The sequence below is a fragment of the Kitasatospora sp. SolWspMP-SS2h genome, from assembly GCF_003259315.1.
Classification (GTDB): Bacteria; Actinomycetota; Actinomycetes; order Streptomycetales; family Streptomycetaceae; genus Kitasatospora; species Kitasatospora fiedleri.
In genome coordinates, this window is the sequence record NZ_QLLT01000005.1 from 45,148 (window position 1) to 61,511 (window position 16,364).

General features: G+C 76.5%; 14 protein-coding genes. 4 read left to right on the top strand and 10 right to left on the bottom strand.

What is annotated here, in order from left to right; translation table 11 throughout:
- Positions 1 to 88: 88 nt before the first annotated feature.
- Together K353_RS07800 and K353_RS07805 are read left to right on the top strand one after the other, a co-directional pair.
- Positions 89 to 976 carry a neutral zinc metallopeptidase gene (locus K353_RS07800; protein WP_111552845.1) on the top strand — a complete coding sequence of 296 codons (888 nt, stop codon included), beginning with the start codon at positions 89 to 91 and terminating at the stop codon, positions 974 to 976.
- A 102-nt stretch (positions 977 to 1,078) separates the two neighbouring features.
- Positions 1,079 to 2,161: a glycoside hydrolase family 26 protein gene (locus K353_RS07805; RefSeq protein ID WP_111552846.1), complete on the top strand. Its 1,083-nt coding sequence runs from the start codon at positions 1,079 to 1,081 to the stop codon at positions 2,159 to 2,161.
- Here the strand turns inward: K353_RS07805 and K353_RS07810 are convergent.
- The 9 genes from K353_RS07810 to K353_RS07850 form a co-directional block, all read right to left on the bottom strand.
- Positions 2,138 to 3,313, bottom strand: a complete 1,176-nt coding sequence (locus tag K353_RS07810; protein ID WP_111552847.1) for a GNAT family N-acetyltransferase — start codon at positions 3,311 to 3,313, stop codon at positions 2,138 to 2,140. The two genes, K353_RS07805 and K353_RS07810, sit on opposite strands and share 24 nt — an antisense overlap.
- A complete protein-coding gene (locus K353_RS07815; protein ID WP_111552848.1) occupies positions 3,310 to 3,984 on the bottom strand; it encodes a Wzz/FepE/Etk N-terminal domain-containing protein in 675 nt (224 codons plus the stop codon). The genes K353_RS07810 and K353_RS07815 overlap by 4 nt, the downstream gene beginning before the upstream one ends.
- Before the next feature lie 95 nt (positions 3,985 to 4,079).
- Positions 4,080 to 5,315, bottom strand: coding sequence for a glycosyltransferase (locus tag K353_RS07820; protein WP_111552849.1), 1,236 nt, complete (start codon positions 5,313 to 5,315; stop codon positions 4,080 to 4,082).
- Positions 5,312 to 6,112 carry a polysaccharide deacetylase family protein gene (locus K353_RS07825; protein WP_111552850.1) on the bottom strand — a complete coding sequence of 267 codons (801 nt, stop codon included), beginning with the start codon at positions 6,110 to 6,112 and terminating at the stop codon, positions 5,312 to 5,314. Before K353_RS07825 ends, K353_RS07820 begins: the two co-directional genes overlap by 4 nt.
- Positions 6,102 to 7,832: a lipid II flippase MurJ gene (locus K353_RS07830; protein WP_111552851.1), complete on the bottom strand. Its 1,731-nt coding sequence runs from the start codon at positions 7,830 to 7,832 to the stop codon at positions 6,102 to 6,104. Before K353_RS07830 ends, K353_RS07825 begins: the two co-directional genes overlap by 11 nt.
- Positions 7,829 to 9,151 carry an O-antigen ligase gene (locus K353_RS07835; protein ID WP_111552852.1) on the bottom strand — a complete coding sequence of 441 codons (1,323 nt, stop codon included), beginning with the start codon at positions 9,149 to 9,151 and terminating at the stop codon, positions 7,829 to 7,831. Before K353_RS07835 ends, K353_RS07830 begins: the two co-directional genes overlap by 4 nt.
- A gap of 4 nt (positions 9,152 to 9,155) precedes the next feature.
- A complete protein-coding gene (locus K353_RS07840; RefSeq protein WP_111552853.1) occupies positions 9,156 to 10,727 on the bottom strand; it encodes a sugar transferase in 1,572 nt (523 codons plus the stop codon).
- Between the two features lie 295 nt (positions 10,728 to 11,022).
- Positions 11,023 to 12,186, bottom strand: a complete 1,164-nt coding sequence (locus K353_RS07845; protein ID WP_111552854.1) for a glycosyltransferase — start codon at positions 12,184 to 12,186, stop codon at positions 11,023 to 11,025.
- A 135-nt stretch (positions 12,187 to 12,321) separates the two neighbouring features.
- Positions 12,322 to 12,762: an SRPBCC family protein gene (locus K353_RS07850; RefSeq protein WP_111552855.1), complete on the bottom strand. Its 441-nt coding sequence runs from the start codon at positions 12,760 to 12,762 to the stop codon at positions 12,322 to 12,324.
- 132 nt (positions 12,763 to 12,894) lie between these two features.
- On the opposite strand from K353_RS07850, the gene K353_RS07855 reads away from it, so the two are divergent.
- Entirely contained in the window at positions 12,895 to 13,647 is a 753-nt protein-coding gene (locus tag K353_RS07855) for a 3-keto-5-aminohexanoate cleavage protein (RefSeq protein WP_111552856.1), read from the top strand.
- 239 nt (positions 13,648 to 13,886) lie between these two features.
- Positions 13,887 to 15,581: a serine/threonine-protein kinase gene (locus K353_RS07860; RefSeq protein WP_233533439.1), complete on the top strand. Its 1,695-nt coding sequence runs from the start codon at positions 13,887 to 13,889 to the stop codon at positions 15,579 to 15,581.
- Positions 15,582 to 15,654: 73 nt separating this feature from the next.
- Here K353_RS07860 and K353_RS07865 read toward each other — a convergent pair whose 3' ends face one another.
- Positions 15,655 to 16,341, bottom strand: coding sequence for a response regulator transcription factor (locus K353_RS07865; RefSeq protein ID WP_111552857.1), 687 nt, complete (start codon positions 16,339 to 16,341; stop codon positions 15,655 to 15,657).
- Between the last annotated feature and the right edge of the window lie 23 nt (positions 16,342 to 16,364).

Genomic DNA, 16,364 nt, shown 5'->3' on the forward strand with positions numbered 1-16,364 from the left:
CCTGCGGGGCAGAGGAAGGGGCGCATGCCTGCGGCCGGTTAGGGTACGCGTGCGGCGGCCCCACGGACTGTTACAGAGGTGAGACGGAATGCAGTTTGACGACGATGCTCAGCTCGACAGCTCACAGGTGCAGGACCGACGCGGCATCCCCGGCGGCGGACTGGCGGTCGGCGGCGGGGTGGTCGGCCTGCTCGGACTCGTCGTGGCGCTGCTGTTCGGGGTGGACCCGGGCATGTTCGGCGGCTCATCCCAGCCGGCCGCGCCGCCGGTCGGCCAGGCCACCAGCTCCGCCCAGCTGGCCTCGGCCTGCAAGACCGGCGCGGACGCCAACAAGCGGCAGGACTGCCGGATCCTGGCCGTGGTCAACAGCGTCCAGACCTACTGGCAGTCCGAGTTCACGGCCGAGGGCCGGGACTACCGCCAGGCGTCCACCGTGCTGTTCACCGAGCGGGTCGACACCGCCTGCGGCGCGGCGACCTCCGCGGTCGGGCCGTTCTACTGCCCCGGCGACGGCAAGGCCTACTTCGACCTGGGCTTCTTCGACGACATGACCCGGCAGCTGGGCGCCCAGGGTGGGCCGTTCGCCGAGGCGTACGTGGTGGCGCACGAGTACGGGCACCACGTGCAGGACCTGCTGGGCACCACGGCCAAGGTCGGCGACGACCGGCAGGGCGCCGACAGCGGCTCGGTCAAGCTGGAGCTCCAGGCCGACTGCTACGCGGGGGTGTGGACGCACCACGCCACCACCACCCCGCAGCCCTCCACCGGGCGGCCGCTGATCACCCAGCTGACCGACCAGGACATCGCGCTGGCCCTGGACGCCGCCGGCTCGGTGGGCGACGACCGGATCCAGCAGCGCTCCACCGGGCGCACCAATCCGGAGACCTGGACGCACGGCTCCTCGGCGCAGCGCCAGCAGTGGTTCACGACCGGCTACCGCAGCGGCGACCCGGCCAGTTGCAACACCTTCGGCTGACCGGCCCCCCGCCTGACCCGTTGGGGTGACATGGGGCATTTATGACGGTCCGTCAGGCTAGGCTCCTGGGGCCGGAACCGACCCTGGACCCACGGAGATCCCATGCGTCTCGGCCGCCTGACCCTGGCCGCCGCCGCGCTGCTGCTGGTGACCACCGCGAGCGTGCCCTCGGGCACGCCGCTGAGCCAGACCGAGCGCCACGCGGCGCTCTCCTCTGACGCCATCCAGCCGCGCGGCGCGGCGCCCCGTCCGGTGGTGCAGCGGGCGGTGCACGAGGTGCCGTTCGGCGCCTTCGTCGGCTCCTGGGACAGCTACATCCCGAACATCGCCCGGATGTCCTCCTGGCTGAACAACGCCAACCTCCAGGTCGGCCACACCTACCTGGCGGGCAACGGCTGGCAGGACATCGAGGGCGAGCCGCCGGTGCTCGGCCTCTGGTCGCAGTGGCGGCAGTCCGACCCGGGGCGGCGGCTGGTGCTCGGCGTGCCGATGCTCGTCCCCAACGAGGGCAACGTGCCGGACGCCGAGGTGTCCCGGCTGCTGGCCCGCGGCAACCAGGGCGAGTTCGACCAGCACTTCCTGCGCCTCGCCCGGAAGCTGGTGGCCTTCGGCGGCGGCGACACCGTCATCACCCTGGGCTGGGAGATGAACGGCGTCACCTACACCTCGCGCTGCAAGCCCGACCCGACGGCCTGGAAGGCGTACTGGCGGCGGATCGTCGGCGTGATGCGCTCGGTGCCCGGCCAGCGCTTCTCCTTCGACTTCACCCCCACCCGCGGGCTGGACGCCATCCCCTGGACGCGCTGCTACCCGGGCGACGACGTGGTCGACATCATCGGCATGGACAGCTACGACCAGCCCGCGGGCGGGACCTTCGACGAGTACGTCTCCGAGCCGTACGGGCTGCAGGACCAGGTGGAGTTCGCCGCCAAGCGCGGCAAGCCGGTGTCCTACCCGGAGTGGGGGCTGTTCCGCAACGGCGACAACCCGGAGTTCGTCCGGCGGATGGTGGAGTGGATGCGCACCCACGACACCGCCTACCAGACCGTCACCGACTACTGCCCGCACGGCTTCTGGCAGTGCAAGGACAACCCGAAGTCGGCGGCGGTGTACCGGCAGCTGATGTCGGGCTCCTCCGGGGCGCTCGGGCCGGTGAAGGACTCACCGCAGGCGCCGCCGCGCTAGCGCCTCCTTCAGCTTCGGCATCCGGGTGCGCAGCAGGTGCACGGCGGCGATCCGGGCCCGGACCCGCAGGGCGCGGGCGGCGGCGGCGGGGGCGAGCCGGCCGGGGCCGAGCACCAGGCGCTGGTTGGACAGCTGGTCCGGGCGCCAGCGCTGCTTGTACGGCTCCTGGCCGCGCAGCAGGCTGAGCTGCGGGATGCCGGCCGCGCGGACCTCGTCCAGGGCGGCGCCGAACAGCAGGCCGGCGATGTCCAGCTTCTCCCGGAGCCCGGGGTGCGCGCCGTACATGTAGAGGCCGCCGAACGGGGCGCCGAGGATCACCAGGTTCACCGCCACCACCTCGCCGTCCAGCTCGAACCGGTGTATCGCGGCCCGGCCGGTCGCCACCAGGCCGGTGGTCGACTCGGTCAGGTGCTCGGCGAAGCGGGCGGTGCGGTGCTCCGGGGTGACCCCGCGGTCCTGCCACTGGAGCATGTGCAGGCGCAGCAACTCGCCTACCGTGTACGGGACTTCCTCGGCGGTCGCGGAGTGCACCCGCACCCCCGAGTTGGCGATCTTGCGGAGCTTGACCCGGCTGCGCTGGGCGGTCTTGCCGGGCAGCCGCTTGAGCAGCTCGTCCATCGGCACGGCCGGCAGGTACTGGCAGAGCGAGTCGGCGAACCGGTGCCGGCGGCCCCGCCAGTGCGCGTACACCCGCTGCACGGCCGCCGACGGGTGCACCTCGCGCAGTTCCAGGCTGTGCCAGGGGCGGCGCAGCGGCAGGGCGGCGGCCAGTTCGGCGGCGGCCCGGTCGGCGCAGTCGTCGTCGAGCAGGACGTCGGTGAAGTCGACCAGGCCCGCGCCCAGGTTGGTCAGCCCGCCGAACGGGCCGCGGCGGCGCAGCGCGGCGGCCCCGACCAGCCGGCCGTCGCGGCGGACCAGCACCAGCACCAGCGCGCCGGGGCGGCCGTACCGGCGCCACCAGGAGCGCAGCCAGGGCGCGGCCTGGAAGGAGGTGGCGGTGGCGCAGCGGCGGTGCAGGTCGTCCCAGTCGTCGGCGAGCCGGTCCAGGGCGTCGTCGGCGCGCAGCACCTCGGCCGTCCAGCGCTCCCGGTCGGCGGCGTCGCGGGCCGGCTGGGCGGGCACCCGGAGGCCGCGCCGCTGGTGGAGCTTCACCGGACGGCCGCCGGTGCGCGGGTCTGCGCGGCCGGCCCGGCCTCGGCCTGGGCGGGCAGCGCGCCCGCGTCGGCCCCGGCGGTCGCGTCGGCCCCGGCGGTCGCTGCGGCGGGGCCCGGCTTGCGGCGGGCGAGCATCACCAGGGTGCCGACCAGCACGCCGGCGGCGGCGCCGACCGCGGTGTCCAGGCTCGCGGACGGGGAGGCCGGGACGTCGGGCTCGGCGGCGGGGGCCAGCGGGACCAGCCGGACGCCGGTCTCCTTGCTGCTGGTGTTGCCGAACGCGATGAGCGACCTGGCGACCGCGTCGGCGTTCTTCACCGCCTCCTCGCCGCGGGCGCCGGTCCCGGTGATCTCGATCATCGGGGCGTCCGGGGAGGTGGTGCCGCGGACCAGCCCGGCCAGCGTGGTCACCGTGCGGCCGGTCTCGGCGGCGGCCCCGATCAGCACCTGCGGCTGGCCGGTCAGCCGGCCGTACGCCTGGGCGAAGTTGACGGCGGTGGCGTTCTCGCCGGGGTTGTTCGGCACGACCACCACGTAGGAGCTGGCCGAGTAGCTGGGGTGCGAGACGACGGCGTAGCCGGCCCCGGCCGCCGCACCGAGCGGGACGGCGAGGGCCAGCGGCCACCATCGGCGGGCCAGCGCACGGGCGCCGCGGCGTGGTTCGGGCATCGGTGACTCCAGGAGGGTCGAAGGGGTGAACGGTTCAGTGCGCGGCCGGACGGCGCCCCGCGGAGCGGGCGTGGGTGCGGGCGCGGGCGCCGGGGTCAGCCACCGGGCCGCCGCCGGCCGGAGGGGGCCGCGGCCGTCCGCCGGGAGCGGCCGCGGGGCAGGGGGGCGGCGGGCTCCCGCCCGGTGCGGGGGGCGGCCGGGGCGGGCACCGCGGGGGCGGCGGCCGGCGGGGCGCCGACCGACTCGCGGTAGAGGGCGGCCAGGTCGGTCGCGATCCGGGCGATGTCGTAGTGCGCGACGGCGGGCGGGACCGGGAACGGGCCCGGCCGGGTGGTCGCCAGCAGGGCCAGCTCCCGGGCGTACGGCTCGGGTTCGGAGGGCAGCAGGCGGGCGTGCGGGGCCGCGGCGGCGGGCAGTTCGGCCAGCGCCGGACAGGCCGAGTGCAGCAGCGGGAGCCCGGCGGCCAGCCCTTCCAGGGCGGCCAGCCCGAAGGTCTCCTCGCGGGACGGGGAGACCAGGACGTCGACGGCGGTGAGCAGTTCGGGCACGTCGTCGCGCTCGCCGGTGAGCACCAGGCGGTCGCGGACGCCGAGCCGGGCCGCGCGGTCGAGCAGCGCGGCGCGCTCGGGGCCCTCGCCGATCAGCAGCAGCCGGGCGTCGGGCAGCCGGACCAGCGCCTCCAGCGGGACGTGGAAGCGCTTGCCGGGCACCAGCCGGCCCACCGCGCCGATCACGAACGCGCCGATCGGCAGGCCGAGTTGGGCCCGCAGTCGGCCGCGGTGGGCGGCCCGGGCGGTGGGGGTGAAGCGGTACCGGGCGGCGTCCACCCCGTTGGGCAGCAGCCGGACCCGCCCGGCCGGCACGCCCCACTCGCCGAGCACCCCGGCGACCTGGCCGGAGACCGCCAGGGTGGTGCTGCCGAGCCGTTCGGCGCCCAGGTAGAGCGCCTTGACGCCGCGCGAGGTGGGCCGGCCCTCGATCACGCCGGACTGCAGCGAGTGCTCGGTGGCGATCACCGCGCGGACGCCGGCCAGCCGGGCGGCGAGACGGCCGTACAGCATGGCCCGGTACAGGTGGGTGTGCACCAGGTCGTAGCGGCCGGAGCGGATCAGCCGGGTGAGCCGGGGCAGCACCGCGAGGTCCCGGTTGCCGCGCATGTCGAGGTGGTGGACGGTGAAGCCGTCGGCGCGCAGCTCCCGGGCGACCGCGCCGGGGCCGGTCAGCGCGGCCACCTCGTGCTCCTGGTCGGCCGGCAGGTGCCGCAGCAGCAGGGCGAGCTGGCGTTCGGCGCCGCCCGCGTGCAGGCCGGTGACCACGTGCAGGACTCTCATCGGGGCTCCCCCGCGACGGCCTTCGGCGCGGACTTCGGCGGGGCCCAGCGCAGCCCGGTGACGGCGTCCCGCCAGCGGTGCCGGCTGTGCTTGGCGCGCAGCCGCCAGGCCCCGTCCCGGTCGCCGACGTAGCAGCGCGGCAGGGCGTGCCGGCCGGTCAGCCAGGAGTGGTCGATGGCGCAGGCGTAGTCGTACCCGGCGTCCCGGACCGCCCGGGTGGCGGGCAGGTCGACCGCGCCGTACGGGTAGCAGAAGCCGGTGACCGGGCCGCCGACCAGGTCCTCCAGGGAGCGCCGGCTGTCCGCGGTCTGCCGCTCCAGGGCGGCCGGGGACAGGCCGGGCAGCGCCTGGTGGCCGAGCCCGTGCGAGCCGATCTCCCAGCCGGCCCGGGCCAGTTCGGCGACCTGCTCGACCGTCAGCAGCTTCTTGCGCGGCCCCTCGGCGTCCCAGCCGTTCTCGCTGCCGAGCAGGTCGGGGACGACGTACGCGGTGGCGGTGAAGCCGTACTCGCGCAGCACCGGGACGGCGTGCCGGGCGAAGTCGGCGTAGCCGTCGTCGAAGGTCAGGCCGACCAGCCGGGCCTCCCGGCCGCGGGCCTGCGCGGCCAGCAGTTCGCGGACGCTGACGCCGCGCCGGCCGGTGCGGTGCAGCCAGTCCATCTGTTCGGCGAACCGCTCGGGGGAGACGGTGAGCAGGTACGGGTCCTCGTCCTCCTCTGCCACCGAGTGGTACATCAGGATCCAGGGCGCGAGCCCGGGCGCGAGTGCCTGGGCCGGCAGGCGGGGATCAGCGGCCATGCGGCTTCCCTTCGTCAGCGGTGGACGGGGTGGGCTGCGGCCGGCGGGCCCGGGCCAGCAGTCCGAGCACCGGGCCGCGCACCTCGGCGGCGCCGAACAGCGCTCCGAGGGCGGCGAAGGACAGCAGGACGGTGGTGCCGCCGAGCAGCGCGGCGGGCAGCGGTCCGGCGGCGGTGCGGGCGGCCAGCGCGCCGAGCCCGGCGGCGGCGACGGCGGCGGCCAGCAGCCGGGCCTGGCCGCCGAGCACCAGGGGCAGCCGGAGCGCGACGCCGCGCAGCATCAGGCCGCGCATCAGCAGCGCCGCGGTGGTGGTGATGCCCGCGGCGTTGCCCGCGGCCAGGCCGAGCGCCCCGAAGTGCGGGGTGGCGCCGACGCCGACCGCGACGGTGACGGCCAGGCCGAGCAGCATCGCGCCGACCGGGTACCAGTCCAGCCAGGTGATCCGGTCGCCCTCGGCGCGCGGGACGTCGGCGCGGCGCACCACCGGGCGGACGCAGAAGTACGGCCGGACCATCACGCCGATCATCGCCTGCGCGGGCAGCCCGAAGGAGTAGACCCGGATCACGGCGGCGGTGGCGGAGGTGTCGGCCGGGCCGAACGCGCCGCGCTCGAACAGCAGGGCGACCAGCGCGGGGGCGCAGGCCATCAGGAAGGCGGTGCCCAGCAGGACCAGCGCGGCGGCCTGCCCGAGGTCCTTCTCGACCCGGTCGCGGGCCGCCGTGAAGTCCCCGGCGGCCATCGCCCGGGCCACCACCGGGAAGGTCACGGTGACGATCAGGATCGCCGAGGTCATCGCCAACTGGCTGACCTTCGCCGCGTAGTTGAGGTGCGAGATGGTGCCGGGCGGCAGGGCGGAGCCGAGGTAGCGCTCGATGAAGACCTGGGCCTGCCGGGTCAGCGTGAACGCGGCCACCGGCAGCAGCGCCAGCGGGATCAGCACCAGCCGGCGGGCCGAGCCCCGGCGCAGCCCGCGCCGCCGTCCGCCGGAGCGCAGCCGGCGGGCGAACGGCAGCAGCAGCACGCCGGCCATCAGCGCGCTGCCGACCGCGACGCCGATCGCCGCGGAGCGCACCCCGAGCAGCCGGTGGCCGCTGAGCAGCAGCGCCAGGATGCCCAGGTTGTACATCACGTAGATGACGGCGGGCGCGGTGAAGGAGTGCAGGGCGCGCAGCGCGGAGGCCAGGTACCCGGCGACGCCGAACGGCAGGATGGTGAGCGCGGTGATCCGGGTGCAGGTGACGGCGAGCCGCGGGTCGGCCAGGCCGGGGGCGAGCAGGTCGACCAGCTGCGGCGCGCCGAGCGCGACCCCGCCGGAGAGGGTGCAGAGCGCGAGCAGCAGCCAGGGCAGCGTGGAGCGGGTCAACTGCCGTACCGGGTCCGGTCCGTGGGGGCGCTCCTCGCGCAGCACCAGGGCCAGGCTGAAGGCCGGCACCATCAGGAACGCCATCGCGTCCTCGATCAGCAGCGGCGCGGCGGTCTCCGGCACCGTCCAGGCGACCAGGAAGGCGTCGGTGCCCTGGTTGGCGCCGAAGTAGCGGGCCAGCAGCAGGTCGCGGAGCAGGCCGAGGCCGGAGCCGGCCGCGCTGAGCAGCGCGGTGACGCCGAACGCCTTGGCCAGGAAGCCGCGCCGGGCGGGCTCGGCGGCCGGGCCGGGGCGCGGGGCGGGGACGGCGGTGGGGGCGGGTGCGGGGGCCGCGGCCACCGGCTGCTCGGTCGTCATGCGCCGGCCGCCTCACGGGAGTCGGGTCCGGGGAAGGCGGTGCGGGCGGCCAGGCCGAGGACCACGGAGGTCAGCACCGTGGTGGTGCCGCCGATGTCGGCGTAGAGGAAGTCCCAGAGCACCCAGCAGAGCAGGGCGAGGGCGGCCAGGCCGGGGCCGGTGGCGCGGCGCAGGCAGCCGAGCAGCAGGGCGAGGAAGAGCGCCAGGTAGGCGACCGCGCCGAGCAGGCCCTGCTCGCTGAGCACCAGGAAGTACATGTTGTGCGGGGAGAGCAGCGGTTCGCGCCGGAAGCCGATGGTGGAGTCGGCGGCGTCGCTGCCGGAGGAGAGCCGCAGCGGGGCGTGGCTGTCGCGCAGCTGCTGGAACGCCTTGGGGCCGGCGCCGGTCAGCGGGTGGTCCTGCCAGATCCGGCCGGCGGTGGCCCACAGGTCGTAGCGGTCGGAGACCGACTGGTCGGGGGCGGCGGAGACCGAGCCGATCGAGCTGAGCCGCTCGGTGACGCCGGAGGCGCCGAGGCCGAGCCCGCCGACCAGCACCACCGCGGCGGCGGCGCCGACCAGCACGCCCCGGACGGCGAGCCGGGCGTCGGCGCGCAGCAGCAGCACGCTCGCGGCGACGGCGGTGGCGATCCAGCTGCCCCGGCTGAACGAGACCGCCAGCGGGAAGGCCAGGAACGCGGCGCTGCCCCACATCGCGCGGCGCAGCCAGCGATTGCCGCCGGGGCGGCGCTCGGCGAGGGCCAGGCCAAGGGCGGCCAGCAGCCCGTACGAGACGACGGTGGACATCGCCATGACGTCCAGCGCGCCGAAGGTGCCGACGGCCCGGATCGGCTCGCCGGTGTAGGAGGCGCCGGTGCGGGTCAGGTACTGGTCGGCGCCGACCGCGCCCTCGATCAGGGCGGCCAGCACGAAGGAGCCGAGCACCAGGCGCCGGTCCCGGGTGTCGCGGACGGCGAGCAGCACCGCGGCGGGGACCAGCACGAAGATCTGCACCAGCCGGACGAAGCCGGTGAGGCTGGCGGCCGGGTCGATGGAGTGCGCGGTGGCGACGGCGGCGGCCAGCACCACGGCGCCCAGCAGCGCGCAGACGGCCGGGTCGAGGCGGGGCAGCCGGCCGCGCAGCAGGTCGAGGGCGATCAGCCCGACCAGGGCCAGCGAGGCGAGGTCGGCGGGGGTGACGTGGACGGCCGCGGCGACGTCCTTCTCCCCGGTCGGCACGCACACCAGCAGCACGGTGGCCGCCGCGAGCCAGCTCGGCCGGGCCGGGACTATCCGGGCCGGCCACGCTGCCGGGCGGGGCGGTCGGAGGGCGATGGCCATGGGTTCAGCTCCCGTCCGGGCGGACTGCCAGGGCGGCGGTGCGGAGCAGGATCTTGGCGTCCCCCCACAGGCTCCAGCCCTCGATGTAGCGGTTGTCGAAGCGCGCCCGGTCCTCGATCGAGGTGTCCCCGCGCAGCCCGTTGACCTGGGCCAGGCCGGTCAGCCCGACCGGGACCCGGTGCCGGTCGGCGTACTCGGGGTACGCCTGGCCGAACCGCATGACGAAGTAGGGGCGTTCGGGGCGCGGGCCGACCAGGCTCATGTCGCCGCGCAGCACGTTCCACAGCTGGGGCAGCTCGTCCAGCGAGGTCCTGCGCAGGAACTTGCCGATGGCGCCCATCCGGTGGTCCTGGGCGATGTTCCAGCGGGTGGCCGACTCGTGCTCGTCGGAGGGGCGCAGGGTGCGGAACTTGAGGACGGTGAAGACCCGGCCGTCCAGGCCGGTGCGCTGCTGGCGGAACAGCACGCCCGGGCCGGTGTCCCAGCGCACCGCGAGGGCGCAGGCGGCCAGCAGCGGGGAGATCAGCAGCAGGCCGAGGCCGGCCGAGGCGATGTCGAAGCCGCGCTTGACGGCCCAGCCGCCGCGCCGCATCGCGGGGGCCTCCAGGCGCAGGCAGGGGAAGCCCCAGAGGTGGTCGCCCGCGCCGCGGACCGCGTCGAACTCGCGCAGGCCGGGCACCAGCCAGACCTGGCAGCCGAGCCGGGCGGCGTGCCGCAGCGCGGCCAGCGTCTCGGCCTCGTCGGCGGCGCCGGCGGTGGCCAGCACGTGGTGGATGCGGTAGCGGCGCAGCACCCGGCCGAGCACCTCGCGCCCGCCGAGCACCGGCAGCGGGGCGCCGGGCGGCAGCAGCACCGGGTCGGGGTCGAGGTAGCCGACCGGGCGCAGGCCGTACTCGGGGCGGTCGGTGAGCACCGCGGCGATCCGCTGGCCGAGTTCGCCCGCGCCGAGGATCAGCACCGGGCTGGGGCGGCGGCGGCGGGCCCGGCGGGTGAGGTGGTGGACGAAGGCCCGGCCGAGGGCGGCGAGCGGGAGCAGCAGGAGCAGCAGGGCGAGCAGCCGCAGCGGACTGACCGGCCCGAGGTCGGCCCAGCGGCCGGCCAGGCAGGTGTCGGCGGTGATCGCGAAGGCGGTGGCGACGGCGGCGCGGGCGGCCAGGCCCGGGAGTTCGTCGAGGGCGGAGAGGCTGAGCCGGGTGCGGTAGAGGCCGCCGGCCAGGTTGAGCGGGAGCAGCGCGGGCAGCAGCAGGGCGGCGGTGGCGACCGGGCGGGTGCCGGCGGGGGTGGTCGCGGCCGCGGCCAGGCCGACCGCCAGGGCGTCGGCGGCGGCCAGGGCCAGCGGGAGGGCGACCCGGGAGTGCAGCCGGCCGCGGTGCCGGCCGACCCCGGCCGAGGTCCGGGGCGTGGCGGCCCGGGACTTGGGCCGGCCCTTCGTCCGGAGGCGCGGCCGGTCGAGCACGCCGGTGCCGGGCGCGGTGCCGGGCCCGGCACCGGGTGCGGTGCCCGCCCGACCGCCGGGGCGGCCGGGACCCGTCAGCGTTCTGCCCGGTCGCGGCACGCTCTCGTGGTCAATGGTCATCAGCGCACGAACTCCCCTGCTGTGTACCCGCCGCGGCCGGGCAGTCGGACCGGACGCGCGCCGGCTCGGCGCCTCGACCCGGTGGACGCGGTCCAGGTAGGCACCTGCTGCCGTGAGAGGCGGTCGGCCATTCCCCTACCGAAAATGGAGACGAAGCAGGCAAAATCAGACATTACCGAACGCCGGTCGGCGCGCAGGAAGCTGACATGCCAGTTCATTCCACCCGCCCAATAATCAGACTTTCAGGAAAGAAGGCCGCACCTGCGCGGGCGGGCTTTCACGGCCTGACAAACGATCAGAACCGCTGCGGGACACGGGCGGTGCGGCCCGCCGGGACCACCCCGGTCCGAACGATCGTCCGGTACACCGCCGCCACCTGCTGAACCACTCCCCGGATATCGTGATGATCTGCCACGTATGACCGGGCCAGCAGCCCGCGCCGTTCGCACTCGATCCGATCGCCCAGGAATTCGACCAGCCGTTCGGCCATCGCACCGGGATTCTCCGGCGGCACCACCGCCCGCTCCCGCTCCCCCGGCGGCAGGCACTCCCGGGCCCCCGGCACGTCGGTCAGCAGCACCGGCCGCCCGCAGGCCATCGCCTCCAGCGGCGCCAGCGCCATCCCCTCCCAGCGCGAGGGCAGCACCACCAGGTCGGCCGCCGCCAGCCACAGCCGCGGGTCGGCCACGTCGCCCACCATCCGCACCCGGGACGGGTCCGGCAGCCCGCGCACCCGCTCGGCCAGCGCCTCGGCGTCCGGGCCGCCGCCGACCAGCACCAGCCGGGCCGCCGGGCGGGCCAACTGCACCCCGGTCCAGGCGTCCAGCAGCACGTCCTGCCCCTTCTGCCGGCACAGCCGCCCCACGCACACCGCCAGCGGGTCGTCCCGGTCCAGGCCCAGGGTCATCCGGGCGGCCCGCCGGGACGCCGGGTCGGCGGGCGCGAAGTGCTCCAGGTCGACGCCGTTGGGCACCACCCGCCAGTCGGCGACCAGCCCGGCCGCCTCGCCGTCCGCCCGCTCCCGCTCGCTGACGCACAGCACGGTGCGGGCCCAGCGGGTGGCGTGCCGCTCCCAGCGCAGGCTGGCCCCGGCCATCGCCCCCTCCACCGCCGCGAACGACCAGGCGTGCGGCTGGAACACGGTGGCCGGGGTGCCGCGGGCCGCCAGCCGCCCGGCCAGCCCGGCCTTCGCGCTGTGCAGGTGCAGCACGTCCGGCCCGACCCGGCGGACCAGCCGGCGCAGCCGCCACACCTCCCCGGCGGTGGACGGGCCGGGCGAGCGTTCGGCGGGCCAGTCCAGCACCCGGGCGCCGGCCGCGGCGGCCTCGCGGGTGAGCCGGCCGCCGGGCGGGCAGGCCACCAGCACCCGGCACCCGGCCGCGCGCTGCCCGCGCACCAGGTCCACCACCACCCGGGCCACCCCGCCGTCGACCGGCTGGGACACATGAAGGATCGTCATCTGCACGGCCTGGAGCCTAAGTTGACGGCGACCGCCGACCGGGCCCGCTTCACCCGTCCCGGGGAAGCGGAACACCCGTACGGCTGACGCGCCGTACGGGTGTCCGAATTGCGGGTGTCCGAATTCCGGGAGGAATCAGCCGAGTTCGGCCGCCAGGTTGGCGAGCACCTGGTCGTGGATCCGGTTCAGGCCCTTCGGCGCGAAGGTGCGCTCGAAGAAACCGCCGATCCCGGTGGCGCCGGTCCAGCTCGCCTCCACGGTGACCCGGCTGCCGCTCCCGCCGTCCGGCGACACCGTCCAGGTGATCACCATCGAGGAGTTGGCGTCGGTCTCCACCAGCGTCTCCGGGCCGGGCGCCGAGACCGTGAACAGGCAGTCCCGGACCCGCTTCTCCGTCGCCTGGAGCTTCCAGTGCACCTGCGTCCCGGCGCCCCGGCCGCCGGAGCGCACCTCGTACTCGCTGTACTGCGCGGGCAGCAGCTTCGGCCGGGTCACCGCGTAGTCGGCCAGCGCCTCGTACACCCGCGCCGGGTCGGCCCCGTACGTCCGCTCGGTGGTGGCGTGCACCTTGCCCATCGCTTCACATCTCCTCGGTCGGCTGCTCGACGGTCGCGCCCAGCCAACCACCGCCGCGACCGGCCGCCAAACCCGGGGCCGCCCCCGGGGGGCGGAACTGCCCCCCGGGACGGGTCTGCGAGGATCGGCCGCATGCTGCAGGTATGCCTGAACGGTGCCAGGACCCGCGCCGAGTGCGCGCACCTCCCCACGAGCGCCGAGGAGTTGGCGGCGGCGGCCCGCGCGGCGGTGCGCGCCGGGGCCGCGGACATCCACCTCCACCCCAAGGACGCGGACGGCCGGGACACGCTGGAGCCGGAGCACGTCGCCGCCGCCGTGACGGCGGTGCGCGCGGCCGTCCCCGGCGTCCCGGTCGGCGTGACCACCGGCGCCTGGACCGCGCCGGACCCCGGCCGACGGGCCGCGCTGGTCCGCGCCTGGACCGTCCTGCCCGACCACGCCTCCGTGAACTGGCACGAGGACGGCGCGGACGAGGTCTCCGACGCGCTGCTGGCCCGGGGCGTCGGCATCGAGGCCGGGATCTTCTCCGGCACCGACGCCGTCCACCGCTTCCTCGGCTGGCCGCGGGCCCACCGGGTGCTGCGCGTGCTGGCCGAGATCACCGAGACCGACCCGGCGGCGGCCGTGGAGAGCGCCGCCGCGCTGCCCGCGACCCTGCGGGCCGGGACGGGGCTGCGGGCCGGGACGGGGCTGCCGGTCCTGCTGCACGGGGAGGACGCCGGCGCCTGGCCGGTGCTGGCGGTGGCCGCCGCGCTGGGCCTGGACACCCGGATCGGCCTGGAGGACGTGCTCCACCTGCCGGACGGGTCGCCCGCGGGCGGCAACGCCGAACTGGTCCGGGCCGCCCGGGAACTGATCGAGGAGGCGCGGCGGGGGCGGGAGTGAGGGACGGGGGGCGGGGGACGGGCCGGGGCGCGCGGTCTCCTACCCGGAGGGCAGGGCGGCGGCGGACTACCGCGGTGGTTGCAGCGGAAGATCAACCCGGGAGGGGACGGCGGCCCGGCCCGGCCGCACTAGCGTGAAGGGCGGGCCGGTCGGCGTTCCGGCCGTGGCGCGGCTCCGCCGGGTCGGCCGCGGCCGGCGCGAGGCCGCGGGCGTCCGCCGAGTGGCGGCGGACGCCGCCCGTGCAGGTGCCGTTCGAGGGGGAGGGCACCCGCGCGCCGCCGACCGGCCCGGCCGCCCGCCCCTCCGTCCGTACCGATCCGCAGGGGGAGAACGTGGCCGACGAGCCGACGAGCTACGGTCTGGCGGCGCCCGCGCCGGTGCCCGCGCCGGTGCCGGAGCCGGGAACGGTGGTCGCCGTGGCCGGGTCGGGGGCCGGGCGGCTGGTCGGCGGCCGGTACCGGCTGCTGGAGCGGCTGGGCGCAGGCGGCATGGGCACGGTGTGGCGGGCCCATGACGAGGTGGTGGACCGGGACGTCGCGCTCAAGGAGCCGCGCGTCCCGGACCACTTCACCTCGGCCGAGCGCCGCACCGCCCACCTGCGGATGGAGCGCGAGGCGCGGGCCGCCGCCCGGATCGACCACCCGTCCGTGGTGACGATCTTCGACGTGGCCACCGAGGACGGCCGTCCGTGGATCGTGATGGAGCTGCTGCGCGGCCACTCGCTCGCCGAGACGCTGGAGGAGGGCACGCTCGCGCCGTCGGAGGCGGCCCGGATCGGGCTGGCCGTGCTCGGCGCGCTCGCCGCCGCCCACGAGGCCGGGGTGCTGCACCGCGACGTCAAACCCGGCAACGTGATGCTCGGCCGCCACGGCCGGGTGGTGCTCACCGACTTCGGCATCGCCCAGGTGGAGGGCGAGCAGAAGCTCACCGAGACCGGCGCGTTCATCGGCTCGCCCGAATACCTCGCCCCCGAACGCGTGCTGGGGCGGCGCCCCGGCCCGGCGTCCGACCTGTGGTCGCTGGGCGTCCTGCTCTACCAGGCCGTCGAGGGCGTCTCGCCGTTCCGCCGCCAGACCGTCCCGTCCACGCTGCAGGCGGTCCTGCTCGCCGAACTGCCCCCGCCGCAGCAGTCCGGGGAGCTGACCGGCCTGCTGGCCGGGCTGCTGCGCAAGGAGCCGGAGGCGCGGCTGACCGGGCCGGACGCCGAGCCGCTGCTGCACGCCGCGGCCGCCCCGCCGCCCCGGACCCTCGCGCTGCCCGTCCCCACCGTGACCGACTCCGGGCTCCCGGCCGCCGGGCCGGCCCCGGCCCCGCCGCCACGGCTGGACCGGTTGCGACGCGGGCTGCGCACCCGGACCGGCCTGGCCGCCACCGGGGCCGGGGTCCTCGCGCTCGCCGTGCTCGGCGCCCTGGTGGTGCGGCTGGCCGGGGACGGCCTGCCCGACGGCTGGAAGCGGTACGACGAGTACCGGATGCGGCTGAGCGTCGCGGCCCCCGCCGACTGGCGGATCGAGACCCGGGACGACCTCGGCAACAGCACCGGCCCCTACCGCGCCACCCAGTACACCTCGCCCGCGGGCGACAGCTGGATCGGCGCGGACCGCAAGGAGAGGACCACCGAGACGGCGCGGGCGATCGCCGAGCGGTGGAAGCGCGAGCACGAGTCCGCCACCCCGCCGAGCGGCGGCAGCGCCAGCGTCGCGACGGTGGAGTCCACCACCGAGGAGGGCCGGGACGCGGCGGTGATCACCGAGTCCTACAGCCAGGACCGGAAGGGCGCGCCGCGCCGGCTGTCCAAGTGCCTGATCCTGGTGGGCTCCCGTCAGGAGCGGCTCACCCTCTGGGTGGACGTGCCGGACGGCAAGAACGCCGCGAAGACCGCCGACGACCTGCTGCGCAAGGCCCGGTCGGGCTACCAGGTGCGCGACCTGTGAGGCGGGGCGGGGCTCGGACGGGCGGCGGGGCGCTCCAGGCGGGCGCGCGGACCGCGCGGCGCGGCGGGCCGGTTCAGGCGGGCTCCGGGGACGGGCCGTCGCCCGGGGTGACCAGCCCGCTCTCGTAGGCCAGGACGACGGCCTGGGCCCGGCTGGTCAGGCCCAGCTTCGCCATCACCCGGTTCAGGTGGGTCTTGACCGTCGCCACGCTCACCATCAGCCGGGCCGCGATCTCCGTGTTGGTCAGTCCGCGCCCCACCAGGTGCAGCACGTCGGTCTCCCGGCCGGTCAGGGACGCCAGCCGCACCGGCGTCGCCCGCACGACGGGGTCGGGCCGGTGCGCGTACGCCTCCACCAGCCGCCTGGTCACGCTCGGGGCGAACAGCATCTCGCCGTCGGCGATCGACTCGACGGCGGCCAGCAGCCGTTCGGGCGGGGTGTCCTTGAGCAGGAAGCCGCTGGCACCGGACCGCAGCGCCGCGTACACGTACTGGTCCAGGTCGAAGACGGTCAGCATGACGACCTTGGGCTTCGGCTCGCGGGCCTCGGCGAGGATCCGCTCCAGCGCGGCGATGCCGCTCATGCCGGGCAGCCGGATGTCCATCAGCACCACGTCCGGGCGACGGTGCGCGGCCAGTTCGACCGCCTCCTCGCCGGTGGCGGCCTCGCCGGCCACCTCCAGCCCCGGGGCGGCCCGGACCAGCGCCGCCAGCCCGGCCCGGATCAGCACCTGGTCGTCCACGATCAGCACGCTCGTCATCCGCGCCGTCCCACCCGCCCCCG

Excerpts from the sequence above, each read along its gene's own strand:
- K353_RS07835 (WP_111552852.1), bottom strand. The coding sequence starts at position 9,151 with ATGGCCATCGCCCTCCGACCGCCCCGCCCGGCAGCGTGGCCGGCCCGG.
- K353_RS07850 (WP_111552855.1), bottom strand. The coding sequence starts at position 12,762 with ATGGGCAAGGTGCACGCCACCACCGAGCGGACGTACGGGGCCGACCCG.
- K353_RS07830 (WP_111552851.1), bottom strand. The coding sequence starts at position 7,832 with ATGACGACCGAGCAGCCGGTGGCCGCGGCCCCCGCACCCGCCCCCACC.
- K353_RS07825 (WP_111552850.1), bottom strand. The coding sequence starts at position 6,112 with ATGGCCGCTGATCCCCGCCTGCCGGCCCAGGCACTCGCGCCCGGGCTC.
- K353_RS07800 (WP_111552845.1), top strand. The coding sequence starts at position 89 with ATGCAGTTTGACGACGATGCTCAGCTCGACAGCTCACAGGTGCAGGAC.
- K353_RS07855 (WP_111552856.1), top strand. The coding sequence starts at position 12,895 with ATGCTGCAGGTATGCCTGAACGGTGCCAGGACCCGCGCCGAGTGCGCG.
- K353_RS07845 (WP_111552854.1), bottom strand. The coding sequence starts at position 12,186 with ATGACGATCCTTCATGTGTCCCAGCCGGTCGACGGCGGGGTGGCCCGG.
- K353_RS07865 (WP_111552857.1), bottom strand. The coding sequence starts at position 16,341 with ATGACGAGCGTGCTGATCGTGGACGACCAGGTGCTGATCCGGGCCGGG.
- K353_RS07820 (WP_111552849.1), bottom strand. The coding sequence starts at position 5,315 with ATGAGAGTCCTGCACGTGGTCACCGGCCTGCACGCGGGCGGCGCCGAA.
- K353_RS07840 (WP_111552853.1), bottom strand. The coding sequence starts at position 10,727 with ATGACCATTGACCACGAGAGCGTGCCGCGACCGGGCAGAACGCTGACG.
- K353_RS07805 (WP_111552846.1), top strand. The coding sequence starts at position 1,079 with ATGCGTCTCGGCCGCCTGACCCTGGCCGCCGCCGCGCTGCTGCTGGTG.
- K353_RS07815 (WP_111552848.1), bottom strand. The coding sequence starts at position 3,984 with ATGCCCGAACCACGCCGCGGCGCCCGTGCGCTGGCCCGCCGATGGTGG.